We start from the raw sequence: 22,537 nt of genomic DNA, 5'->3' as shown, positions 1-22,537 counted from the left end.
ATCGGCGCAACAGTATGCACCGCTTTGCGATCACATCTTTTTCAGCGGCATGATTGCAGAGGTTTCCCACGGCGATCCGGCTACATGAAGCTGGCTTCGAACAGCTCGCGGGAATACGCCTCGTGGGTCGTGCCGGTTTCGAGGTCGCTTTTCGAAAGTTCATCGATGAAGCGGCCGTCCTTCATGATCAGTACGCGATCGCACATATGGGCGATCACGGCGAGATCGTGACTGACGAGCACGTAGGTCAGCCCCCGCTCGTCGCGCTGGTCTGCCAGGAGGTTCAGGATTTCTGCCTGGATCGACACATCGAGCGCCGAGGTCGGCTCGTCGAGAAGCAGGACCGGCGGGGAGAGGATCAGCGCGCGTGCGATGGCAACGCGTTGGCGCTGGCCGCCGGAAAGTTCATGGGGAAAACGGTTCGCAAATGCACTCGGCAGGCCGACCTGGCGAAGGGAGCGTTCCACGGTTTGCCAGATGTCTTGTCTGCCCATTGCCCGCAAGGGCTCGGCAAGTGCCGTGCCGATCCGGTGTCGCGGATGCAGCGAGCCGTAGGGATCCTGGAACACCATCTGGGCGCATTTGAGCTCATCGAGGCTTCTCGACTTGCCGACCGTCCGGCCGGCGAGCGCGATTTCGCCTGACCAGCCTTTTTCCATGCCTGACAGGCATCGCAGGACAGTGGACTTGCCGCAGCCGGATTCCCCGACGATCCCGAGCGTTTCCCCGCGCGCGACGCTGAAGCTGATGTCTTTGACGACATGGTTTTGCTGTTTGCCGGAGGAGAATGTGACGTTGAGGTCGCGCACTTCGATCATCACGCTTTCTCCAGGTCGATTTTCGAGCGGTCGAGGACAGCAAGCCGCCGGACCGGATGCCTGGGATCCGGCATCGCGGCGATCAACCCCTTCGTATAGGGATGGCTGGCATCTTCCAGCCGCGTCAGCGTCTCGACGATGCGGCCGGAATACATGACGATGATCCGCTCGCAGAAGGCGGAGACCATGCGGATATCGTGGCTGATCAGCAGCAATCCGGAATCGTTTTCGCGGACGAGTTCGTCCAGGAGCGTCAGCACGTCCTTGCGCACGCTGACATCAAGCGCCGAGGTCGGCTCGTCGGCGATGACCAGCTTCGGCTTGGCAAGCAGCATCATCGCGATCATGACGCGCTGACCCATGCCGCCGGATATCTGATGCGGATACTGCGCCATCACACGCTCGGCGTCCCGGATGCGGACGCGCTCGAGCATGGCTTTAGCCGCTGCGGTCGCCGCTGCACCACGCAGGTTGAGATGCAGGCGAGCCGCTTCGGCGATCTGCTTGCCGACGGTGAGCACCGGATTGAGCGAATAGCGCGGGTCCTGCATGATCAATGCAATATCCTTGCCGCGGATCTTTCCCATCTGCCGCTCTGACAGCGACAGGAGCGGGCTGCCGTCGAGGTCGAGGCGCTTTGCCGAAACGGTGGCGCCTGCCGACAGGAGGCGCATGATCGCGCGGCCGGTCGTCGATTTTCCCGAGCCGGACTCGCCGACGATGCCGACACGCTCGCGCCCGACGTCGAAGCTGACATGGGAAACGGCAGGCACGGCATTTTTGCCGAAGCTGACATTGAGGTCTTCGATGGACAGGACTGGCTTCATATCAGGATCTGGCATGACGGGGGTCGAGAATGTCGCGAAGCGCGTCGCCTGCGACGTTGAAGGCAAGGCTGGTGATGAGAATGGCGAGACCCGGCATGACAGCAACCCACCAATAGTCGAGCATGAACTTGCGGCCGCTCGATATCATCGCGCCCCATTCAGGCGCCGGCGGTTGCGCGCCCAATCCAAGGAAGCCGAGCGAGGCTGCCGTCAGAATGATGCCGGCCATGTTCAAGGTCAGGCGTACGATCACCGAGGGAATGCACATGGGGGCGATGTAGACGAACAGGATGCGCAATGGCGAGGCGCCATAGAGACGGGCTGCGGCAACATAATCGGCATTCCTGACGACCAGTGCCTCGGCGCGCGCCAGGCGCGCGATGGGCGGCCATGCCGTGAGTGAAATGGCGATGATCGCCGTCGTCAGCCCTGCGCCGAGCGCGGCGGCAAATGCCAGCGCCAGGATCAGTGAGGGGAAGGACAGGACGATATCTGTCGCCCGCATCAAGAGCGCATCGGTGCGACCGCCGAAGAAGCCTGCGACGACACCGATCAAAAGACCGATCGGACCGACGATCAGCGAGATCGAAAGCACCGTCTGGACGGTGATCCGCGTTCCGTGGATCAGCCGGCTCAGGATGTCGCGACCGAACTCGTCGGTGCCCGCCCAATGAGCAACACTCGGCGGTTGCAGCGCGTCCGACAGGACCTGGATGTTGGGATCGTAGGGTGCCAGCAAGGGTGCGAGGATCGCGACGACGCAAAGGATCGCCAGGATTATAAACCCCACCATGCCGAGCGGTTCCTGTCCCAGCCTGGAGATGATCCGCATCGTGGAGGCGGCAATCCGGGCAGGAAGGCTCGGCGGACGTACCGTGAGATCGGTTTGGATTGCATCGCTCATTGCACAGCCTCCCGCGTCCGCGGATCGAATATCGCATAGGCGATGTCCGCCAGGAAATTGAGGAACATGAAGATGAAGCCGATGATGATGGTGGCGGCAACGACGGCGTTCATGTCGCCGATCATCAGCGCGTTCGTCATGTACTGGCCGATTCCCGGCCAGGAAAAGACGATCTCGGTCACGACGGCGCCTTCCAGCAACCCGCCATAGGAAATCGCCAGAATGGTGATCAACTGGACGGCGATGTTCGGCAGGACATGACTGATGACGGTTCGGGCCGGACCGACACCCTTGGCGCGCGCGGCGATCACGTAGTCCTGGCTCAATTGCTCAAGGGTGAAGCTGCGGGTCATGCGGGTGATATAGGCCATGGCGGCATAGGCGAGGATGACGGCCGGCAGGATGATGTGCCTAAGCGCATTCCAGAAGATCTCCGTCTCTCCCTGCAGCAAGCTGTCGATAAGCAGCAGCCCCGTCTGCGGCGTCACCATGCCTTCGTAGAACACATCGACACGCCCGGGACCGCCGACCCAGTTCAGTCCGGCATAGAAGATCACCAGGCCGACGATCCCGAACCAGAAAACCGGAATTGAATGACCGACAAGCGCCACGATACGGGCGATCTTGTCGATAAATGTATCTCTAAAAAGCGCCGCCATCAGCCCGAGCGGAACGCCGACGAAGGTTGAGATCAGGATCGCCAGGGTGGCGAGTTCGAAGGTTGCGGGAAATGCCTGGGCAAGATCCGACGAGACGGGATTGCCTGTCAGCACCGCCGTTCCGAAATCGCCATGCGCCAGGCCATTCAAGTAGATCAGGAACTGCTGGTACATCGGCAGGTCCAGACCAAGCTTCTGGCGCATGGCGGCGTAGGCTGTGGGGTCCGCAAGCTCGCCGACGATCGCTCCGACCGGATCGGCGGGAAGAACGCGGCCGATCACGAAGGTGACGCACAGCAGGATGAACAGGCTGACGGCCAGGTGTCCCACCCGGCGCGCCAGTTCCTTGACGGAGAGTTCCTTCATGATCGGCGACCTTGCTTAATCGGTCTCGGCTTTCGTGACAGCCTCAAGGCGCGTCGTCTGGTTCGGATGGCCGACATAGTTCTGAACCTTGCTGCTCAGCACGATGGGCTCGAACCGTTCGAACATCGGCAAGACCGCGGGCTTCTGATCCACGAACATCTTCTGCATCTCGATGTAGAGTTCGCCGCGTTTCTTCGGATCGGGTTCGAGCGATGCCTTCGCCGTCAGAGCCGTGAGTTCGGGAATGTCCCAGGCCGAGCGCCAGACGAAGTTGCCGGCGTTGTTTGCCTCGAGAGAATTATCGGGGTTGGAGGCGAACTGCTCCATCGCCCCAAGCACGTTCGGCATGTAGGAGCCCGTCTGGGGAATGAGGAGGTCGAAATTTCTCGCACGGTGGGCCGCGATGATGTCCGATCCGTTGCCCTGTTGGATGTCGACCTTGATGCCGATCTGAGCAAGCGAAGCCTGGATCGCTGTGGCAAGATCGATGCGGGGCGTCTGCGCGATAGTCTTCAGATTGACGGTGAAACCATCCTTGAAACCGGCCTCGGCGAGAAGTTCCTTCGCCTTGGCGACATCGAGGTGCCAGTCGGGGCTTGAGATCGCGTATTCGAAGTTTTCCGGGACCGGCACAGCACGCGCCCGCCCGTAGGGACCCATGATCGTCTTTTCGATCCCCTTGTAGTCGATACCGTAGGCAATGGCTTCGCGTACTTTCGGGTTCGACAGGTATTTGTTGCCGGCATTCATCGACAGCACGTAGAAACCGCCGGTGGGCACACGCTGGATCTCGAAGCCCTTCTTATTGTCGAAGGTGGCGAGATCCGACGCGGTCAGCGCGCTCGCTATGTCGATGTCGCCGCGTTCCAGCATCAGGCGCTCGACCTGGCTTTCGGGAACATGACGGACAATGACACGGCGCATCTTCGGAGCGCCGGCGACATAGTCCTTGTTGGCGTCGAGAATGACGAGTTCGTTGGGCGTCCAGCGGTTCAGCGTGAAGGGTCCGGAGCCGGCCGAGTGGGTGCGCAGCCAGGCGTTGCCATAGTCGTCATTGGCGACATGTTTCTGGACTTCGACGCTGTCGACGACGCTCGCAACGACCATGGCCAGACGATAAAGCAGAAGCTCCGAAGTCACCTCACCGGAGAGATCGATGCGTACGGTCCTGTCGTCGACGGCTTTGACCAGCTGATCGACATTGTCTTTCGTGTAGCCGACGCGCTTCAGGTTGGCGGCCGCGGCCTGATCGAGCTTCAGCAAACGGCCGAGCGAATAGGCGACGTCCTTGGAGGTTACCGGATTTCCGGATGCGAAGGTCGCATCCCGTAGCTTGAACGTGATCCCCTTGTCATCGACCTGCCAACTCTCGGCAAGCTGCGGCACGATCTTGCCGTCGGGCGTCGATGCGACGAGCCGATCGTAAAGGTTCGACATGATCTCGTTGGCCTTGGCTTCCGTCGCCTGTTGCGGGTCGAGCGAAAGGACTTGCGCGAGCGAGGTGCCGATCACCAGTTGATCGGCGGGCGTGGCCGCCCGAAGTGCCGGCGCTGCCAGGGTCAGCGCGCAGAATGCGACACCGACGAACAGGCTTCTGGAAAAATGCTTCATTGCAACTCCTCCCTGAGTTACTATACTAGACATAATATGTCGCCCGTATGTCGTATTATGATTTTTCGACGCGCTTTGCAAGCGCCATGCGGGCGAGGGCGGATAAAATGGGGAGCCATGGAATGGTAGCGGGCACGCGCGGCAGACAGCGCTTGGCGCAGCAGGTCATCGACCAGCTGCGCATGCAGATCGAAACGGGAAAGTTTCGCGAGGGAGACCAGCTCCCGACCGAACCTCAGCTTGAGGCGGCTTTCGGCGTCAGCCGCACGGTCGTGCGCGAAGCGATCGCCGACCTGCGTGCCGCTGGCTTCGTGCGGCCTGTTCAAGGCAAGGGCGTCTTCGTCTCCGATCCCAAGGCGCATGGCGGACTGATTCTGACGCCCGTCGAGGTCAAAAGCATACCGGAAACCTTGGAATTGCTGGAGTTCCGCATGGCTGTGGAAGGGGAGGCGGCGGCCATTGCGGCCTATCGCAGAACGGCCGAACAGGAGGCGGCAATCAGGCTTGCCCACCGGAAAATGGCCCAGCTTATCGAGAGCGGCGAGCCCACTGTTGATGCTGACTACGAATTCCATACCGCTATCGCCAGTGCCTCGAACAACCGGTTCTATATCGACGCCTTGCGCCATTTCGGGCCACGCGCAATCCCGCGCGGACAATTCCCAACCCTGCCGGAAGCCAATGATCGCGCCTATCTTGAAAAGGTCCATGCGGAGCACGGAGAGATCCTGGCGGCCATTGCCGAGCAGGATCCCGATCGGGCGCGGCAGGCCATGCGGGCGCATATGATTGCGAGTCAACGACGATATCGGATGCTTGCGGAGCAGCAATGAAGCTCGACAACCTCGAGAATTCATATTATGTCATATGATGTGAGTTGAATGATCGGGAGATTGGCAGTGTATTTGGGAACCCAGGTCGCCGCGCGGGACGATGATGATTTTCGCGTTTTTGCCCAGCTGGGCGTGAAGCATATTTCGGCCGATCCGCCGGGCGCGCCGTCGAGCTGGACGCTGGAAGATCTCGAGCGTCATCGTGATCATGTGGAGAGCTTCGGTCTCGTGCTGGACATGATCCAGCTTCCTTTGCCCTCCAAGCCGATCGAAAATGCCTCCTATCCCGACATCCTTTTGGCAGGACCGGAACGTGACCGTCAGATTGATGCCGTCTGCCGGATGATCGAGAACTGCGCAAAGGCCGGGATCCCTGCCGCGAAATACAATCTCAACCTCATCGGCATTCCGCGCACGGAGCTTGAAGAAGGCCGCGGCGGCTCGCTGAACGAGGCCTTTCGCTGGGACAAGGCCGATCAGCAGGCCGCACCCGGCCTTGCCGGTGTCCTGTCGGAGGACGAGAACTGGGAACGTATCGATTATTTCCTCGAGCGCGTGGTACCCGTTGCCGAAAGCAACAGGGTGCGCCTCGCCTGCCATCCGCATGATCCCTATACGCCGCCGGGCTATCGGGGCGTCACGCGGGTCCTCGGCACTGTCGATGGGCTGAAGAAATTCGTGCAGATGCGCGAGAGCCCCTATCACGGCCTGAATTTCTGCCAGGGCTCGATCGGCGAGATGCTCGACAATCCGCGTGAGGAGATCGACGACATCATCCGCTGGTTCGGCACGCGCGGAAAGATCTTCAACCTGCACTTCCGCAACATCAGCGGCGGCAAGCTCTCTTTCATGGAAACGTTCCCCGACGAAGGCGACATGGACATGGTGCGGTCGCTGAAGATCTATCGGGAGGTCGGCTACAAATACATGGTCATGCCGGACCACGTGCCGCGCATCAGCGGCCGCGACGCGACGGGCGTCGCCTTCAGCTTCTGCTACGGCTACATCGCCGCGGTGCTCGAGGCGATGAAAGCCGGTCATATGTGAGCAAGGCGCTCACCTTCAAATCAGCAATTATTCAAGGAATTCAACATGGATCCCAACGCCATCAAGAAAGCCGTGGGCGACGGCCTCCTCTCCTTCCCGGTGACGCATTTCGACAGCGAGAACAAGTTCAACGAAGCCGCATATCGCGACCATGTGAACTGGCTTGCCGGTTTTGAAGCCAGCGCACTCTTTGCCGCCGGCGGCACGGGCGAATTTTTCTCCCTCAATCCGGCCGAAATCCCCGCCGTCATCCGCGCCGCCAAGGCTGCCGCAGGCAAAACACCGATCATATCAGGCACGGGCTATGGCACGTCGCTTGCAATCGACATCGCGCGCGCTGCGGAAAAGGCCGGGGCCGATGGTCTGCTGCTGCTTCCGCCCTATCTGATGTTTGCCGAGCAGGCCGGACTCGTCGCCCATGTGAAGGCCGTCTGCCAGTCGGTCGGGATCGGCGTGATCGTCTACAACAGGGATAACGCGATCCTGTCGGCCGACAGCATTGCCCGGCTCTGCGACTGCCCCAATCTCATCGGCTTCAAGGACGGCGTCGGCGATGTCGATCGTGTCATCGAGATCACCACCAAGATCGGCGACCGGCTCGTCTATGTCGGCGGCATGCCGACCCACGAAGTCTATGCGCAGGCCTATTTCGCCGCCGGTGTTACCACCTATTCCTCGGCGGTCTTCAACTTCGTGCCGGCCCTTTCGCAACGCTTCTACAAGGCGCTCAAGGCAGGCGATCAGAAGACCGTCGATCAAATCCTCAAGGATTTCTTCTTCCCCTTTGTCGCGCTGCGCAACCGGAAGAAGGGCTATGCCGTCTCCATCATTAAGGCGGGTCTGAAGGTCATCGGCCGCGATCCGGGCACCGTGCGGGCTCCTCTCACGGACCTTTCGGCCGAGGAGCTTTCCGTTCTGCAGGCGATTGTCGAAGCTAACGACCAGGCAAGACTGGCCGCGGAGTAAGACCGCGGCGGCGTTGGGCTGGCTGGCCGGCGTCCAGTCAGCGCTACCGTCGCGCTGGCGCGACGATTGGCGTCACCGCCGCTCTCATGCTCTCGGGCGTCGTGCCAGTAACGATGACCGGAGCAGAGGCGCGATACCCAGGACCTTCAGCCTCTGCATATCATCGGGCACAAATTTCCTCTGGCTTGGCGCGATGACCGGAATGCCCGCCTTGTCAGTGATGGTCCGGTAACGGGCGAGATCGGTTTCGTCGAGCGGCTTTCCATAGCCGACAAAGGAAGCGACGGAGGCTTCCATCATCGCACCGGCCTGATCGTCGCCGTCTTCATGCACATGGCCTGGGAACGGCTGGTGCTGATTTTTTGTCGCCCTGATGGTATCGGAAGCGGATTACATGATCTTCACCAGGCTTGCCTTCTTCGGTGCCACGCAATAGATACCGATCGTCGGGAGAGAGCTCCGTATGGCTGAGATCTTGTTGTTCCACAACGCGCAGGAGCTTACGACAGAACGACGAAACAATAGAAGCTGTCACTGCGTCAGTCAGTTTGAAGTAAGCGACGGCGCATTCTCAATCAGCGTCGCTGCCAGCCCACTGTGATTAAAGTTCCGGTACTCCTCGCTTCTTGCAAGGATGTCTTGGTGAACGCCCAGTACGACCGCTCCGAAGACAAGCGCTTGAAGAACACCAAAAAAGGCTCTGCCTGAAGGTCGCGCCCAGGCTTTGTCATTGACCTTGAGTTTGCGGTTCAGCGACCCGTCAGTAAAAAGAGGAAATAAGTTGAGTATTTCAAGCGATAGAATTGCCAGGGAAGAGATGATCGAAGCCAGGGCTTTCGTTGACCTGGCCAGGATAACGCCTCAACCTTTTAAGGGCAGTGTCGAGTTCGACTGCATGCCGTTGGATGATGGCTGCGCCATTTCGCTGCCGTCGGCGCCCGCCATTGGGCTCAATCGTGTTTTTGCTTTGAATGACATAGATAAACTTAATGTCGCAGTCGACTGGATGAAGACCAAAACGGGCAGGCGGCACGTCCAGATCAGCGAAGCGTCTGCGTCCGATGAGCTGCGTGGATGGCTACTGGATAAGGGACTGGTTGAAAACGGTGCCTGGGTAAAACTTGCGCGACCTGCCCCATCGGCTCCGCTTGCAATCGAGGGGCCTGTGCGCACGCGCTTGGCCGGTATCGATGACGCCGCGATTTTCGGGAAGCTGATGTGCGCCGGCTTTGGTTTCCCGACCGGGCTTGAGCCGCTGTGGTCATGCCTGGTCGGAAAGAAGGGCTGGGCCTGCTTCATTGCGGAGTTGGAGGGGGCGCCGGTCGGTACAGGGGCGATGTTCATCGAGGACGGATGCGCCTGGCTGGGAGGCGGAACGACACTTGCCGAATACCGGAATCGCGGCGCGCAAAAGGCGCTGATCAATGCTCGGTTGAACGAGGGCCTCGCGCAGGGTGTTTCTCTCTTCGCTGTGGAGACGGCCCAACCTCAGGAGGGGCAGCCGAACATATCGTTTGGAAACCTGACCAAGGCAGGCTTCAAGCTTTGCTATATCCGCAAGAATTACCTCCTGCCGAATTAGGGCCGGCTCCCACCGGTGCGACTTGCCGCACCGGTGCCATATCCCTTGACTAGATGGGAACAAAGGCCTGCACATCGGCCGCATTGGAGAAGGAGACGAGATGCAGTTGAACGGCGAACTGAACCCGAACGATCCCGAATTCTTTGAACTCCTCACAGGCAGTTTCCGGCGCCTTGTCGGCAGAGCTCTCGTGCCCGAGGATCGGGGGCCGGAGTGGCTCTACGGCGATGCCCCTTTTGTGGTTCTTGCCCATAATAGCGCGCCGGATCCCGTCTTCGTCTATGCCAATGGCGCAGCACAGAGGCGGTTCGGGTATAGCTGGAGCGAGTTCGTAAAGCTGCAATCCCGGCTGTCGGCTGGCCCCAGCGAGCGTGGAGCGCGCCAGGCGTTACTCGATGCGGTGACGCAAAACGGGTTCATGACGGGCTATCATGGCATGCGGGTCACAAAATCGGGGAGCCGCTTCTGGATGGAAGACGGAATAGTTTGGCAGCTCCGCAACGCGGAAGGGCAGGATTTCGGTCAGGCTGCGACATTCTCAAAGTGGGTTGAGGTCCCTCCCTCCGAAATCATCGACGGTGCTGGGTAGTTATGCCGGGCTTTCTCGATCGAATTGCTGCCGGAACGCCTCACAGTTCCAACCGCGTATGATCCTGACTCCAGCGGGTCCGGCATCGATCGGGGAGGAGCAATCGAACGGTCGGTTTTGTCGGCTCGTGTGCCTTGTTGCGGTCAGTGAGCGCATCGTCAGCGGTCTCGCCGTGACGGATAAGCTTCTGAACACAGAAGCCTTGCCCATCTCAGTCACTTCTGCCTTTCTTTGTAGAAACACCATCCGGAGAAGCGAGATGCCAGAGCCCGATCCAGAGGAGAAGATCGACGCGACGTTCCGCAACGGCTCTCTAACGGCTGCGGGGATCATTCTCGGCTTTTCGCTGAGCTTCATCGGTCGCTGGGTGTCGAACCCCAACGATTGGAGCACCATCGACATTGCGCCGATGGTGCTGCTCACCATTGGCATCGCGCTCCAGGTGAAAGTGTTCGCTGACCTCTTGGCGCGGGATTCCTTGATCGCAGCAAAATACGACCGCTCGCGGCGACTGTTCCTGATTGGCCTCGTCATCGTGGCGATTGGAATGGGGATCGCGTTGCTGAACGATATTCTGGGCTTGGGGTCGATGCAGATGTTGGGATAGGGCGTGCCGGCACAGTAAAATTCTAGCCAAACGATCAAATGTGGAAGGTGTTAATTGCCGCTTGGGCGGCAGAGAGAGATTTTAGTTGTCAGTAATACAATCGTCCGGCAACATCGCTGGTTAGCTGCTAGAATTGAGAAGTATTGCCACCAGCGCGTTGAGGAGACGGGCATGTGCGCTGAGCTTGTTGAACGTCGATTGGCGGCTATTCTGGCTGCCGACGTGGTGGGCTACAGCCGCCTCCTCGAGGCGAACGAAGAAGACACGCTCAATGCCCTTCGTCAACATCGCCGGGAGCTCTTCGATCCTGCTGTCGCAACCCATGGCGGGCATATCATCAAGGTAATGGGCGATGGTTTCCTGGTCGAGTTCGGCAGCGTGCTGAGCGCTGCACGCTGCGCGGTCGAAATCCAGCGTGGCATGCTGGAGCGCAATACCGGAATTCCGCCGGACAGGCATTTTTCGTTCCGAATAGGCTTGAATCTGGGCGACATCGTCTTCGATGAGGACGACTTTCATGGGGACGGCATTAATGTGGCGGTCCGGCTGCAAGCCCTTGCAGCTCCTGGCGGTATAGCCTGTTCAGCGGCCGTGCGCCACGAAGTCGCAAACAAGCTCGACATCGATTTCGCAGACCAGGGCGCGGTGACAGTCAAGAACATTGCCCGTCCGGTCCACGTCTATTTTGCCGATTGGGGCAATATCGCTTCCGTCGAGGCGTCTCCGCTTGCCGCGGTCGGCCACACACGGGCGCCCGCCAACAGGCCGTCGCTTGCAATCCTGCCATTCGCCAATATCAGCAACGATCCGGAGCAGGAGTTTTTCAGCGACGGCATCACCGAGGATCTCATCACCGACCTGTCGAACGTCTCAGGCCTCTTCGTGCTGAGCCGCCATACCGTCTTTGCCTGGAAAAACCGTAGCGAAAACCTGCAGCGCATCGCCGCCGAACTTGGCGTTGCCTATATCGTGGAAGGCAGCGTCCGCAAGGCAGGCAACCATGTGCGGATCAATGCAGAACTGATCGAAGCGGCCAGCGACGGTCATGTCTGGGCCGAGCGCTACGACCGCGAACTCACCGATATTTTCGAAATGCAGGACGAGATCCTGAAGGCGATCGTCGAGCAACTGAAGGTCAAGCTGCTCCCGGAGGAGAAGAAGGCAATCGAGCAGGCGCCGACAGGAAATGTCGAAGCTTATACGCATTTCCTCAGGGGTCGCGAATACTATCACATCGCCTCGCGCTCCAATCACCTGATGGCCAGGCAGAGTTTCGCCAGAGCCATCGAACTGGATCCGGGCTATGCCCGCGCTTATGCCGGTATTGCGGTTTGCGATGCGCGCCTGCGCTCTCAGTTCGGCGCGGAGATTTCAGTGGAGGATATTCTCGCCAATACCGCAACAGCGCTGACGATCGATCCCAATCTGGCAGAAGCCCATGCGGCCAAGGGGTTTGCTCTGGCGGTGGCCGGCAATCGCGCCGCGGCAATTTCGGCATTCGTACAGGCTTTGTCGCTCGACGCGAATTGTCATGAGGCCAACAGATACTATGCCGAATTCTGCGTCACCGACGGTCAGTTCGAACTCGCGGCGACGTATTTTCAGCGCGCTATGGAAATCAAGCCGACCGACTACGGCGCGCCGATCATGCTTGTGAACGTCTTCCGCTCACTCGGGCAAATGGATAAGGCCAGTACGCATGCCCGGATCGCTCTGAAGAAGGCAGAGGAGGAGCTTCGGCTTCATCCGGAGAACGCTAATGCCGCCTGCCTCGGCGCAACGGCGCTGGCCTTTCTCGGTGAAGGGGGTAAGGCATTGGAATGGTTGGCGCGCGCGCTCGCGACTGATCCCACCGACATCAACATTCAGTACAATGCCGCCTGCACCTATTCGCTGCTCGGCGAGATCGACAGGGCGATAGATCTGCTTGAAGTATGGATGCCCCAGGTTGGTGTCGAGATGCGGCTGTGGTTCAAGAACGATTCCGACCTCGACCCCATCCGCAACCATCCGCGTTATTTGAACCTGCTCGACTTATCTGAATAAAACCTGCGGCGGGGCAGCGGATATTTCTAGCCCTATTTTATTACTTGCTAAATTTTCTGCGCGCAGCGAAGATCAACTTAAACTGGCATTCATGAAAGTCTATTGAGGGGAAGCGGATGGGCACCCGGTTCAGACTTTTTGTGCAGCCTCCATTTGAAGATGCTCGGGCAAGACCTGAGATTGTGGAAGTGTCGTCGCCGTCGGGCAGCCTGACCGCTGGCCCGGCCGACGATCGCATGTTTGTCGTGGAGCCGGTCGGGAAGGTCGGTCCCTACGGTGTGAACCGGGGACCGCTCGGAACGCCTTTTATGTATCTGCCGCCTTGGACCGGAAGGATCATCGAGCCGGCCACGCCTGACGCGCGGGGCAATTTCGACTACCTGCGGCCTTCGATGCCCGGCTTCGAAGCCGCGCATGTTTTCGGTTGCGTGCGTTTCACGCTTGATGTGTGGGAACGCTATCTCGGTCAGCCGATCACCTGGCATTTCCGCGATCATTATGACCGTCTGGAGATCTCGATCCTGCCGCAATGGGACAACGCCCAATATGGCTACGGCTTCCTCGAAGTGGGCAGTCAGTTCGAGAAGGATGGGAGCATCCTCCCCTTCAGCCTGGATTTCGACGTCGTTGCCCATGAAGTAGGGCACGCGATCATCTTCAGCGTCTTGGGCGTGCCGGACCCGGGAGCCGAATATCCGGAGTATCTCGGTTTCCAGGAGGCTTTCTCGGATTGCGTGTCGCTGATCGCAGCCATGCATTTTCCGTCCGTGATCGACAACGTTCTCGAGGAGACGCACGGTAATCTGTACCGAGCCAATCGCCTCTCGCGCTTCTCGGAGTTTTCGCCGCATCGTCAGATACGTTCGGCAAACAACAAACGGACGATGGACGAGTTCGCGCATGGCTGGAAGGATGAGCACGAGCTTTCACAGCCGCTGACCGGTGCGATATTCGATATCCTCGTCGATATCTTTCATGAGAGACTGGTCGCGCGCGGCCTGATCTCGCGGGCTGTTGAAGATCTGGCAGATATTGCCGAATTCGATCCGACCGTTGAGGCGTCTGTACAGTACGCTTTCGATCGCGCCTTCGAGCGGAATGCAGACGGATTCGTCGGGGCATTGATTGAGGCACGAGACATTGCCGGCATTTATTTGGCGGAAACGCTCTGGGCTCTTGCTCCCGACTTTCTGGATTATGGCGATGTCGCGGAAACGATGCTTGCTGTCGAGCGGCATGAAAGCAACGGTCAGTTTGCCAGGATCATCACCCGAAATTTCAGGCAAAGGGCGATCGGCGAGTTGCACGCCGGCGTGCATCTGAAGGGCGGCAAGCATCGCAGCCATATCCATTCCGGGCGAATTTTGCTGCCGATAGATTATCTGGAGCTTCCTAAGATGAGCTATCGCGAGAAATTTCTGCTGTCGAGATCAGGTATCGGTCAATAGTCAGGTTGATGGAGGAAAAAGTGGCGCACCAGGAAAACTTGCTTAGTATATCATCTGTATATCTGTTCGGGCGTGAACTTCAAGACGTTGTCCTCAGAGGCGCTACTTCCGGACCTCTAGGCCCACCTCAAGCAGGTGCGAACAATTTCCTGAGGAATCAACTCGCTGAGCCGAGCGCGACACTTGCGCGGATCTACGCTTTCTCTTTCGAGGGAACTTTCATTGAACTGGCAAGGCCAGCAATCTTGCTTGTTCACGGCGGCGGCATGGATCCGGACAATTCCCCTCCGAGGAACGCCGATGGAGATATCGAATACGAGAGACTGTACCGATCTCCCGGTGCAAGTGCGCTAACAGGCCTCAGTTCCCAAATCGGAGCTCTCGCCGAGGATATTAGGGTCTGGATCTATGAGAAGAGCGATCTTTCGATGAGACTCGATGCCCAAACGGGAACCTTCGAGCAGATCCTGCTCTCGGCCGAAGTCTCCGCTGATCCCAGAGGAATGGCGAGTGGAATGTCCAGATCGGGTGGAGCCTTGTCCCGCTCCGGCGGAGTGATGTCAAGATCAGGTGGATTCATACCTCGCAGATCAGGCGACAGTGATTGATTTGCGGATACGGACGAACAAGGGAGGTTAACATGCCGGATAAATCTGCAGCTCAGCCTGAGATTAAAATCAAGTATCTGAGCGACGAGCCTGTGAAAGCGCCAACTTTTAAAAGTACCTATTTTAAACTCGGCGGCAGCGGGTTCGTTCAGGATATGGTCGTGTATATATCGACCAAGCAGGACGGCAGCGACAAGGTTGACGTGGAAGTACTTCCTGATGACAAGGTGGTGAGTACGGACAAGGTGTGGCCAGTCGTTGCCAAGCCGGCGTTTGGCCTTAAACCGACCGACCCCAAAAAGCCCTTATGGGTTGCGATAAAACTGAACAATCAGGTCAAGGACACCTATGAAGGTTTCTTGGTCGTCTGATTGGCGACAGTTCACCCTAATTCGGGTGACGGTCCAAAATTTCGCGACCTACAATCTCGACGTGCAGTCTGCGTGTCGCAGAGGTAGGTGCGGACCATCGGACGAAGGCGCCACCTCCAAAGGTGATCTGCTCCTCGGTACCACTGTGGTTATGTTTTGGATTTCGCAGGTCCGATTGGCCCAGGGCATCAGCTGTAGGCTACTCTCTATCTTCAACCGTTCCCTCATCGGCTGCGGCCGATACTCGCATACATGCCGGTCGTGCGAAATTCAGTCGGCGTGATGCCGTAGACGCGCCGGAAAACCTTGGCGAAGTAATTGGCGTCTTCGAAGCCGCACATGATCGAGACTTCCTTGACCGGCAGGAAGTCGGCCTTGGTCAAGAGCTTCGCGGCGCGTTGCAGCCGCTGCTGCAGGACATATTCGGCCGGCGGCACGCCCTCGCTTTCGGCAAAGCTGCGGGAGAAATGGGCGCGGCTCAGTCCGACGATCGCTGCAAGCTCGCTGACCGGGAGCGATTTTTCCAGATTGGCGTTGATATGGTCGATCACGAGCTGCATCGCGCTCTGCTCGGCCATGAAGGCGGGCGCACCGAAAATATCGTCGTAAAGTGCCATGGCGGCTTCATAGGCAATCGCCGAGGCTGAGCCGGGGGTGTTCGCACCCTTGACGAGGCGCAGGCTGCAATCGGCCAGATGATCGATGGTCGATTGCTGCAGCTTCAAGACCGGGCCTGCCAGGGCCAGCACCATCTGGTGGATGCGCAGCGTCTCCTCGCCGTTCATCGAGATCCAGAAATATTCCCAGCGTTCGCCCTTTTCGAGCCAGTAGCGATGATTGTGCGGCACGAGCACCATCATCGTATCGCCACTTTGGAGCTTGTAGTTGCGGTTCTGATATCGCAGGTGGCCGGTGCCGCTGATCGTGTGCTGCAGCACCGTGAAAGGCGTCTGGCCACGCTTTCTGCCGTCCCAGTCATAGGTCTCGTTTTCACGCACCTCGTAACCGGCGCTTGTTGGCATCGCATGCAGGCGCTGGCGTCCGCGCGGCAGCGAAACGGTTCTCATCGACTGGCCGTTGGCGATCAAATCCTGCAGCACAAAATTACCCTCGAAAGCATAATCCTTCTCTGGCCGCTCCTGCGAATATGCGCATAATCCCGTCTCACAAGAGGAAGAGATCGCGGTCGAAAGAATGGCCGGGAGGAATATAAACACCATTTTCTGGTATTTTTAGACGGTATGCGCTAGCGTGCCGTCCAGTCCTCCCTTGCTGTCTTTCTCCCTAGCACTTGATCGGATCGAGGTGAAGGATATGAGTTTCAAAATCGCTATTATCGGGGCAGGCAGCGTCGGCTTCACCAAGAAGCTGTTCACGGATATTCTCTGCGTGCCGGAATTCAAGGACATTGAATTCGCGCTGACAGACCTCAGCGAACATAACCTTCAGATGATCAAGGCAATTCTTGACAAGATCGTCGAAGCAAACAAGCTGCCGACGAAGGTGACGGCGACAACGGATCGCCGCAAGGCGCTGGAAGGAGCCCGTTATGTCATCAGCTGCGTTCGCGTCGGGGGCCTCGAAGCCTATGCCGACGATATCCGCATTCCGCTGAAATACGGCATCGACCAGTGCGTCGGCGATACGATCTGCGCCGGCGGCATCCTCTATGGCCAGCGCAATATTCCCGTCATCCTCGATTTCTGCAAGGACATCCGCGAGGTCGCAGCACCGGACGCGAAGTTCCTGAACTACGCCAACCCGATGGCGATGAACACCTGGGCTGCCATCGAATACGGCAAGGTCGATACGGTCGGTCTCTGCCACGGCGTCCAACATGGCGCCGAACAGATCGCCGAAGTGCTCGGCGCGAAGTCTCAGAGCGAACTCGACTATATCTGCTCGGGTATCAACCATCAGACCTGGTTCGTCGATCTGCGGCTCAACGGCCGCAAGATCGGCAAGGACGAACTGGTCGCCGCTTTCGAGGCGCATCCCGTCTATTCGCAGCAGGAAAAGCTGCGCATCGACGTGCTGAAGCGCTTCGGCGTCTATTCGACCGAAAGCAACGGCCATCTCTCCGAATATCTGCCCTGGTACCGCAAGCGGCCGGACGAAATCACCCGCTGGATCGACATGTCCGACTGGATCCATGGCGAAACCGGCGGTTATCTGCGCCACTCGACCGAGACCCGCAACTGGTTCGAAACGGAATTCCCGCAATTCCTTGCTTCAGCCGAAAAGCCGATCGATCCGGCCAAGCGCTCCAACGAACATGCAAGCCATATTCTCGAGGCGCTGGAAACCGGTCGAGTCTATCGCGGTCACTTCAATGTCAAGAATACCGGTGTCATCACCAACCTGCCATCCGACGCGATCATCGAGTCGCCCGGCTTCGTCGATCGCTTCGGCATCAATATGGTCTCCGGCGTCACCATTCCGGAAGCCTGTGCTGCGACCTGCATCTCGTCGATCAATGTCCAGCGCATGTCGGTGCATGCGGCAATTTCCGGCGATATCGATCTCCTGAAGCTCGCGGTGCTGCACGATCCGCTGGTCGGTGCCGTCTCGACGCCGGAAGAGGTCTGGCAGATGGTCGATGAAATGGTGGTCGCCCAGGCACGCTGGCTGCCACAATATGCTGATGCCGTTCCGGCTGCCAAGGAGCGGCTGGCGAATGCCAAGGTGAAGACGCGAGAGTGGGAAGGGGCCGCGCGCCGCCATGTCCGCTCCATCGAGGAGCTTCGTGTTGAAAAGGCGGCGCTGAAGCAGGCCGTCTAAAGTCAGGGTGAGGGAGGCTGCGGCGGCTCTTCGGGAGGAAGGTCGCCCGCGCACAAGCTTCCTTCATCGTCGTTTGAGGAGAAGCGGAGACGCGTACAAGCGCTCCGGAACAAGAGGGAGAGACGATGACGAATTTCCGTAAGATCGGCATCCTGGCAGGACTGGCGCTTGGCGTTTCAGTCGCGGCCCTGAATGCCTATGCGTCCGAGCCGACGGTACCGCCGGCACCGCCGGCGTTCCCGGCGGAAGGCAAGATCAAATATGTGTCGCGCGACTCCATCCTGGAGTTCAAGGCGCTACCCGAATATCACGAGCCGGACTGGGTGACGAAGAACTTCGTCGACAGCGGCAAGCTGCCGGCGGTCAAGGATCGCCTGCCCAAGGAACCGATGGTCTTCAAGACCGAGAACATGCCTGACGGTATCGGCGGCTATGGCGACGTGATGCGCCATGTCATCGGTGGCCGGCCGGAAGGCTGGAACTATGGCGCCGGCCAGACACAGGGCTGGGGCGGCATAGACATCGGCCTCTCCGAATGCCTGACACGCACGGCACCGCTCTTCCAGGTGGAAGCCAAAGATACTGAGCCGTTGCCGAACCTTGCTAAGAGCTGGGAGTGGTCGCAGGACGGCCACAAGCTGACCATGCACCTGATCGAAGGTGCCAAGTGGTCCGACGGCGCACCCTTCAATGCCGATGACCTCATGTTCTATTGGGAAGACGAAGTCATCGACCCGAACGTTTCTCCGCTCGGTGGCGGCGCATCGCCGGAAGCCTTCGGCGAGGGAACGACACTCACGAAGATCGATGACTACACGGTCGAATGGACCTTCAAGGAAGCCTTCCCGAAGCAGTATCTCTATACGATGGCTTACCCGAACTTCTGCCCGGGTCCGTCGCATATTCTTAAACCCCAGCATCCGAAATATTCGAAGAACACCTACGATCAGTTCAAGAACGCCTTCCCGCCGGAATTCATGAACATGCCGGTCATGGGCGCCTGGGTACCGGTCGAATACCGGCCGGACGATATCATCGTCATGCGCCGCAACCCCTACTACTGGAAGGTCGACGAGAAGGGCAATCAGCTACCTTATCTCAACGAGTTGCACTACAAGCTCTCGACCTGGGCCGATCGTGATGTGCAGGCCGTTGCCGGTTCTGCCGACTTCTCGAACCTCGAACAGCCGGAAAACTTCGTGGCCTCGCTGAAGCGTGCCGCCGAAAAGACCGCTCCAGCGCGTCTCGCCTTCGGCCCGCGCCTCATCGGCTACAACCTGCGCATGAATCTCTCGGCCAATGGCTGGGGTGATCCTGATGCCCGTAGCCAGGCGATCCGCGAACTCGACCGCAATGAGGACTTCCGCAAGGCCATAACCATGGCGGTCGACCGCAAGGCGATCGGCGACTCCCTCGTCAAGGGACCGTTCACGGCAATCTATGCAGGCGGCCTCTCCTCCGGCACGAGCTTCTATGATCGCAACTCGACCGTCTACTATCCCTTCGATCTAAAGGGTGCCAAGGCGCTGCTCGCCAAGGTCGGCTTGAAGGATACCGACGGCGATGGCTTCGTGAACTTCCCGGCCGGAACAGCTGATGGCAAGAACGTCGAGATCGTGCTTCTCGTCAACAATGACTACACCACCGACAAGAGCCTTGCCGAAGGTGTCGTTGGGCAGATGGAAAAGCTCGGCATCAAGATCATCATCAATGCTCTTGATGGCCCAAAGCGGGACAATGCGCATTATGCCGGCCAGTTCGACTGGCTGATCCAGCGCAACACAACCGAGCTCGCCTCCGTGGTGCAGAACACCGAACAGCTTGCCGCTGTCGGCCCGCGTACCAGCTGGCACCATCGCGCCGGCAAGGATAATCAGCTCGACCTCTTGCCTTACGAAAAGGAGCTTGCAGACATCGTCAACAAGTTCCGCACGAGCCAGGACAATGACGAACGCGTCGCGCTCATGAAGCAGTACCAGAAGATGGCGACAGAACATGTCGATACCGTCGGCCTGACCGAATATCCGGGCGCGCTGATCATCAACAAGCGTTTCTCGAACATTCCCGAGGGTACGCCGATCATGATGTTCAACTGGGCCGAGGATTCCGTCATCCGCGAGCGTGTGTGGGTGGCTGCCGATAAGCAGGGTAAATACGAACTCTTCCCTCAACAGCTTCCCGGTAAGCCCGGGGACAAGGGTCCGATAAACTAAGAGCTCCCTCCCGAACGACAAGAGCTTCCGGTCGCGCGTGCTGCGCGCGGCCGGTCAGAATCAACAAGCCGGCCGCGCTGAGACGAGCGACTGGCGGCAAGGAGAAGCGAACCGTCTGATGTTACGATTCCTGCTCATGCGCATCGCCTCGGCGATCCCCGTCCTCTTCATCCTGAGCGTGGTGACCTTCGCGATTATCCAGGCACCCCCCGGAGATTATGCCGATTACATCCGTTCGCAGTTGATCAATCAGGGCGGAGCTTCCTTCGCGCAAGCTGATGCCCAGGCCCAGGCCTACCGCATCGAACATGGCCTCGATCAGCCGCTGGTCGTCCAGTACGTCAACTGGATCACCGGAATCGTGACCAAGGGCGATTTCGGCTATAGCATGTTCTACAACAAGCCGGTTGCCGACGTGGTCGGCGAGCGCCTGCCGCGCACGCTGGCCCTGGCGCTGGTCTGCCACATTTTCGCGTCCATCCTTGGCATCACCTTCGGCATCTGGGCAGCGACCCGCCAGTATAGCTGGATCGACAGCCTGCTCTCCGGCGTCTCTTTCCTCGGCATGACAGTGCCGCGCTTTCTCATGGCTCTGATCATCGTCTACCTTCTCGTCTTCCAGTTCAACGTGACGGAAATCGGCAGCTTCTTCTCACCGCAATATGGCGGAGCGCCATGGTCCTGGGCGAAATTCATGGATCTCGTCAGCCACGTCTGGCCGGTCGTCGCGATCGCCACCTTCGGCGGGCTCGCCTACAACATGCGCGTCATGCGCGGCAATCTGCTCGATACGCTGAATGCCCAATATGTCGAGACGGCGCGTGCCAAAGGGCTTTCGGGCGGCGCGGTCGTCATGCGCCACGCCGTTCCGAACGCGCTGCATCCGCTCGTCATGTATCAAGGCGTCGTACTTCCCTACATGCTGACCGGCGAGATCGAGACTGCGATCATCTTCGCCCTGCCGACCGTCGGTCCGGCGATCGTCGGCTCCATGGCGATCGGTGACGTCTACGTTACCGCGACTTTCATGCTGGTGCTGTCGGCCACGCTGATCGTCGGCAATATCATCGCCGACATGCTGCTTGCCATGCTCGATCCGCGGGTCCGTCAATATGGAGGAGCCTGATATGTTTGCCTTCGACTCTTCCACACCGCCGCCGCCACACGAGGAAACGGTCAAGAATACCAGCCACGGCAATGAGAGCTATATGGCGCTGGTCTGGCGCCGGCTGCGGCGCTCCTGGACTGGCATGATCGGCCTGATCCTCGTCGGCCTCTTGATCATCATGGCGATCTTTGCGGATTTCTTTGCGCCGATGGATCCGAAGGCGACCGATGTCGGCTTTGCGCCGCCACAGATGATCAGCATCCACGACAAAGAAGGCAACCTCGTCTGGCCGCGCGTCTATGCGCTGGCGGATTCCGAAGAGCTCGATCCGGTTACCTTCCAGCCGGTCGTCGGCCTGGATTATGACAATCCGCGTTCGCTCGGCTTCTTCGTCAAGGGTTCGGACTACAATCTGCTCGGTCTCATCCCGGCCAATCGCCATTTCTTCGGCACGGTCGATGGACAGCCGGTGCATTTCCTCGGCACCGACAAGTTCGGCCGAGACGTGCTGTCGCGCGCCATCATCGGCTCGCGCATCTCGCTGATGATCGCACTGACGGTGGTCTTCATCGTCACTGTCGTCGGCACGACGGTCGGTATGGTGTCGGGCTATTATGGCGGCGCCTTCGATGTCTGGGTGCAGCGCTTCGTCGAGCTGGTGCTCGCCTTCCCGCAACTGCCGCTTTATCTCGCGCTGACATCGTTGATCCCGATCACGGCACCCACCAACGTTTTTCTCGCCTTCGTAATCTTCGTCATGTCGGCGCTCGGCTGGGCGCAGATGTCGCGCGAGGTGCGCGGCAAAACGCTGGCGCTGGCGCGCATCGAGTATGTGCGCGCGGCGATGGCGGTCGGTGCCACCGACCGGCGCATCATCTTCCAGCATATTTTCCCGAATGTGATGAGCCATGTGATCGTTGCGGTCACCATCCATATTCCAAGCGTCGTGCTGCTGGAATCCTTCCTTGGCTTCCTCGGTTTTGCCGTGAAGCCGCCGCTGATCTCCTGGGGTCTGATGTTGCAGGATACGGCCAACTATTCCGTCATCGGAACCTACCCCTGGATTCTCGCTCCTGTCGCTTTCGTGCTGATCACCGTCTTTGCCTTCAATGCGTTGGGCGACGGTCTGCGCGATGCGGTCGATCCCTATTGA

At 59.1% G+C, this 22,537-nt stretch carries 21 protein-coding genes and 1 pseudogene; 15 read left to right on the top strand and 7 right to left on the bottom strand.

Annotation, left to right across the window (positions count from 1 at the left end; translation table 11 throughout):
• Positions 1-80 precede the first annotated feature (80 nt).
• The 5 genes from FHT82_RS18045 to FHT82_RS18025 are packed head-to-tail and all read right to left on the bottom strand — an operon-like array spanning position 81 to position 5,185.
• A complete protein-coding gene (locus FHT82_RS18045) occupies positions 81-818 on the bottom strand; it encodes an ABC transporter ATP-binding protein (RefSeq protein WP_183733733.1) in 738 nt (245 codons plus the stop codon).
• The gene (locus FHT82_RS18040; RefSeq protein ID WP_183733730.1) at positions 818-1,660 is read right to left on the bottom strand and encodes an ABC transporter ATP-binding protein; all 843 of its coding nucleotides are present in this window, start codon (positions 1,658-1,660) and stop codon (positions 818-820) included. Before FHT82_RS18040 ends, FHT82_RS18045 begins: the two co-directional genes overlap by 1 nt.
• Entirely contained in the window at positions 1,647-2,549 is a 903-nt protein-coding gene (locus tag FHT82_RS18035; protein WP_183733727.1) for an ABC transporter permease, read from the bottom strand. Before FHT82_RS18035 ends, FHT82_RS18040 begins: the two co-directional genes overlap by 14 nt.
• Positions 2,546-3,574: an ABC transporter permease gene (locus tag FHT82_RS18030; RefSeq protein WP_183733724.1), complete on the bottom strand. Its 1,029-nt coding sequence runs from the start codon at positions 3,572-3,574 to the stop codon at positions 2,546-2,548. The genes FHT82_RS18035 and FHT82_RS18030 overlap by 4 nt, the downstream gene beginning before the upstream one ends.
• Positions 3,575-3,589: 15 nt before the next feature.
• Entirely contained in the window at positions 3,590-5,185 is a 1,596-nt protein-coding gene (locus tag FHT82_RS18025) for an ABC transporter substrate-binding protein (protein ID WP_183733722.1), read from the bottom strand.
• 122 nt (positions 5,186-5,307) lie between these two features.
• Here FHT82_RS18025 and FHT82_RS18020 point away from each other — a divergent pair, with 122 nt between their 5' ends.
• From FHT82_RS18020 to kdgD, 3 genes are all read left to right on the top strand, one after another.
• Positions 5,308-6,018: a FadR/GntR family transcriptional regulator gene (locus tag FHT82_RS18020; protein ID WP_183733719.1), complete on the top strand. Its 711-nt coding sequence runs from the start codon at positions 5,308-5,310 to the stop codon at positions 6,016-6,018.
• A 66-nt stretch (positions 6,019-6,084) separates the two neighbouring features.
• A complete protein-coding gene (locus FHT82_RS18015) occupies positions 6,085-7,065 on the top strand; it encodes a mannonate dehydratase (RefSeq protein ID WP_183733716.1) in 981 nt (326 codons plus the stop codon).
• 45 nt (positions 7,066-7,110) lie between these two features.
• A complete protein-coding gene (gene kdgD, locus FHT82_RS18010) occupies positions 7,111-8,031 on the top strand; it encodes a 5-dehydro-4-deoxyglucarate dehydratase (protein WP_183733713.1) in 921 nt (306 codons plus the stop codon).
• Positions 8,032-8,115: 84 nt separating this feature from the next.
• Here kdgD and FHT82_RS18005 read toward each other — a convergent pair whose 3' ends face one another.
• Positions 8,116-8,364: a hypothetical protein gene (locus tag FHT82_RS18005; protein WP_246698179.1), complete on the bottom strand. Its 249-nt coding sequence runs from the start codon at positions 8,362-8,364 to the stop codon at positions 8,116-8,118.
• On the opposite strand from FHT82_RS18005, the pseudogene FHT82_RS18000 reads away from it, so the two are divergent.
• The 8 genes and pseudogenes from FHT82_RS18000 to FHT82_RS17970 form a co-directional block, all read left to right on the top strand.
• A pseudogene (locus tag FHT82_RS18000) lies at positions 8,332-8,467 on the top strand (cytochrome C oxidase subunit IV); the annotation flags it as partial. The gene FHT82_RS18005 and the pseudogene FHT82_RS18000 overlap by 33 nt on opposite strands.
• A 345-nt stretch (positions 8,468-8,812) precedes the next feature.
• Positions 8,813-9,613, top strand: coding sequence for a GNAT family N-acetyltransferase (locus tag FHT82_RS17995; protein WP_183733709.1), 801 nt, complete (start codon positions 8,813-8,815; stop codon positions 9,611-9,613).
• A 100-nt stretch (positions 9,614-9,713) separates the two neighbouring features.
• Positions 9,714-10,202: an MEKHLA domain-containing protein gene (locus FHT82_RS17990; RefSeq protein WP_183733706.1), complete on the top strand. Its 489-nt coding sequence runs from the start codon at positions 9,714-9,716 to the stop codon at positions 10,200-10,202.
• Positions 10,203-10,461: 259 nt separating this feature from the next.
• Positions 10,462-10,809, top strand: coding sequence for a hypothetical protein (locus FHT82_RS17985; protein WP_183733703.1), 348 nt, complete (start codon positions 10,462-10,464; stop codon positions 10,807-10,809).
• Between the two features lie 171 nt (positions 10,810-10,980).
• Positions 10,981-12,855 (top strand): adenylate/guanylate cyclase domain-containing protein, encoded by a 1,875-nt coding sequence (locus FHT82_RS17980; protein WP_183733700.1) that lies wholly within the window; start codon positions 10,981-10,983, stop codon positions 12,853-12,855.
• Between the two features lie 116 nt (positions 12,856-12,971).
• The gene (locus tag FHT82_RS17975) at positions 12,972-14,303 is read left to right on the top strand and encodes a hypothetical protein (RefSeq protein ID WP_183733696.1); all 1,332 of its coding nucleotides are present in this window, start codon (positions 12,972-12,974) and stop codon (positions 14,301-14,303) included.
• Between the two features lie 8 nt (positions 14,304-14,311).
• Positions 14,312-14,911 (top strand): hypothetical protein, encoded by a 600-nt coding sequence (locus tag FHT82_RS30405; protein WP_246698157.1) that lies wholly within the window; start codon positions 14,312-14,314, stop codon positions 14,909-14,911.
• A 32-nt stretch (positions 14,912-14,943) separates the two neighbouring features.
• Complete coding sequence (locus tag FHT82_RS17970) at positions 14,944-15,282, top strand: hypothetical protein (protein ID WP_183733693.1); 339 nt, start codon at positions 14,944-14,946, stop codon at positions 15,280-15,282.
• Positions 15,283-15,506: 224 nt separating this feature from the next.
• Here the strand turns inward: FHT82_RS17970 and FHT82_RS17965 are convergent, their stop codons facing one another.
• Positions 15,507-16,382 carry an AraC family transcriptional regulator gene (locus FHT82_RS17965; protein WP_183733690.1) on the bottom strand — a complete coding sequence of 292 codons (876 nt, stop codon included), beginning with the start codon at positions 16,380-16,382 and terminating at the stop codon, positions 15,507-15,509.
• Positions 16,383-16,596: 214 nt separating this feature from the next.
• Here FHT82_RS17965 and FHT82_RS17960 point away from each other — a divergent pair, with 214 nt between their 5' ends.
• The 4 genes from FHT82_RS17960 to FHT82_RS17945 all read left to right on the top strand — a co-directional run bounded on the left by FHT82_RS17960 (position 16,597) and on the right by FHT82_RS17945 (position 22,537).
• Positions 16,597-18,063 carry an alpha-glucosidase/alpha-galactosidase gene (locus FHT82_RS17960; RefSeq protein ID WP_183733687.1) on the top strand — a complete coding sequence of 489 codons (1,467 nt, stop codon included), beginning with the start codon at positions 16,597-16,599 and terminating at the stop codon, positions 18,061-18,063.
• 125 nt (positions 18,064-18,188) lie between these two features.
• Positions 18,189-20,276 (top strand): ABC transporter substrate-binding protein, encoded by a 2,088-nt coding sequence (locus FHT82_RS17955; protein ID WP_183733684.1) that lies wholly within the window; start codon positions 18,189-18,191, stop codon positions 20,274-20,276.
• A 118-nt stretch (positions 20,277-20,394) separates the two neighbouring features.
• Positions 20,395-21,402 carry an ABC transporter permease gene (locus FHT82_RS17950; protein WP_183733681.1) on the top strand — a complete coding sequence of 336 codons (1,008 nt, stop codon included), beginning with the start codon at positions 20,395-20,397 and terminating at the stop codon, positions 21,400-21,402.
• A 1-nt stretch (position 21,403) separates the two neighbouring features.
• The gene (locus FHT82_RS17945) at positions 21,404-22,537 is read left to right on the top strand and encodes an ABC transporter permease (RefSeq protein WP_183733678.1); all 1,134 of its coding nucleotides are present in this window, start codon (positions 21,404-21,406) and stop codon (positions 22,535-22,537) included.

The organism is Rhizobium sp. BK275 (assembly GCF_014193555.1).
Lineage (GTDB): Bacteria > Pseudomonadota > Alphaproteobacteria > Rhizobiales > Rhizobiaceae > Rhizobium.
This window is presented reverse-complemented; position numbering and strand designations above follow the sequence as displayed.

Excerpts from the sequence above, each read along its gene's own strand:
- FHT82_RS18045 (WP_183733733.1), bottom strand. The coding sequence starts at position 818 with ATGATCGAAGTGCGCGACCTCAACGTCACATTCTCCTCCGGCAAACAG.
- FHT82_RS17960 (WP_183733687.1), top strand. The coding sequence starts at position 16,597 with ATGAGTTTCAAAATCGCTATTATCGGGGCAGGCAGCGTCGGCTTCACC.
- FHT82_RS17990 (WP_183733706.1), top strand. The coding sequence starts at position 9,714 with ATGCAGTTGAACGGCGAACTGAACCCGAACGATCCCGAATTCTTTGAA.
- kdgD (WP_183733713.1), top strand. The coding sequence starts at position 7,111 with ATGGATCCCAACGCCATCAAGAAAGCCGTGGGCGACGGCCTCCTCTCC.
- FHT82_RS17970 (WP_183733693.1), top strand. The coding sequence starts at position 14,944 with ATGCCGGATAAATCTGCAGCTCAGCCTGAGATTAAAATCAAGTATCTG.
- FHT82_RS17985 (WP_183733703.1), top strand. The coding sequence starts at position 10,462 with ATGCCAGAGCCCGATCCAGAGGAGAAGATCGACGCGACGTTCCGCAAC.
- FHT82_RS18020 (WP_183733719.1), top strand. The coding sequence starts at position 5,308 with ATGGTAGCGGGCACGCGCGGCAGACAGCGCTTGGCGCAGCAGGTCATC.
- FHT82_RS18035 (WP_183733727.1), bottom strand. The coding sequence starts at position 2,549 with ATGAGCGATGCAATCCAAACCGATCTCACGGTACGTCCGCCGAGCCTT.
- FHT82_RS17950 (WP_183733681.1), top strand. The coding sequence starts at position 20,395 with ATGTTACGATTCCTGCTCATGCGCATCGCCTCGGCGATCCCCGTCCTC.
- FHT82_RS17945 (WP_183733678.1), top strand. The coding sequence starts at position 21,404 with ATGTTTGCCTTCGACTCTTCCACACCGCCGCCGCCACACGAGGAAACG.
- FHT82_RS17975 (WP_183733696.1), top strand. The coding sequence starts at position 12,972 with ATGGGCACCCGGTTCAGACTTTTTGTGCAGCCTCCATTTGAAGATGCT.
- FHT82_RS18025 (WP_183733722.1), bottom strand. The coding sequence starts at position 5,185 with ATGAAGCATTTTTCCAGAAGCCTGTTCGTCGGTGTCGCATTCTGCGCG.
- FHT82_RS18030 (WP_183733724.1), bottom strand. The coding sequence starts at position 3,574 with ATGAAGGAACTCTCCGTCAAGGAACTGGCGCGCCGGGTGGGACACCTG.
- FHT82_RS18040 (WP_183733730.1), bottom strand. The coding sequence starts at position 1,660 with ATGCCAGATCCTGATATGAAGCCAGTCCTGTCCATCGAAGACCTCAAT.
- FHT82_RS17980 (WP_183733700.1), top strand. The coding sequence starts at position 10,981 with ATGTGCGCTGAGCTTGTTGAACGTCGATTGGCGGCTATTCTGGCTGCC.
- FHT82_RS17955 (WP_183733684.1), top strand. The coding sequence starts at position 18,189 with ATGACGAATTTCCGTAAGATCGGCATCCTGGCAGGACTGGCGCTTGGC.
- FHT82_RS30405 (WP_246698157.1), top strand. The coding sequence starts at position 14,312 with ATGGAGGAAAAAGTGGCGCACCAGGAAAACTTGCTTAGTATATCATCT.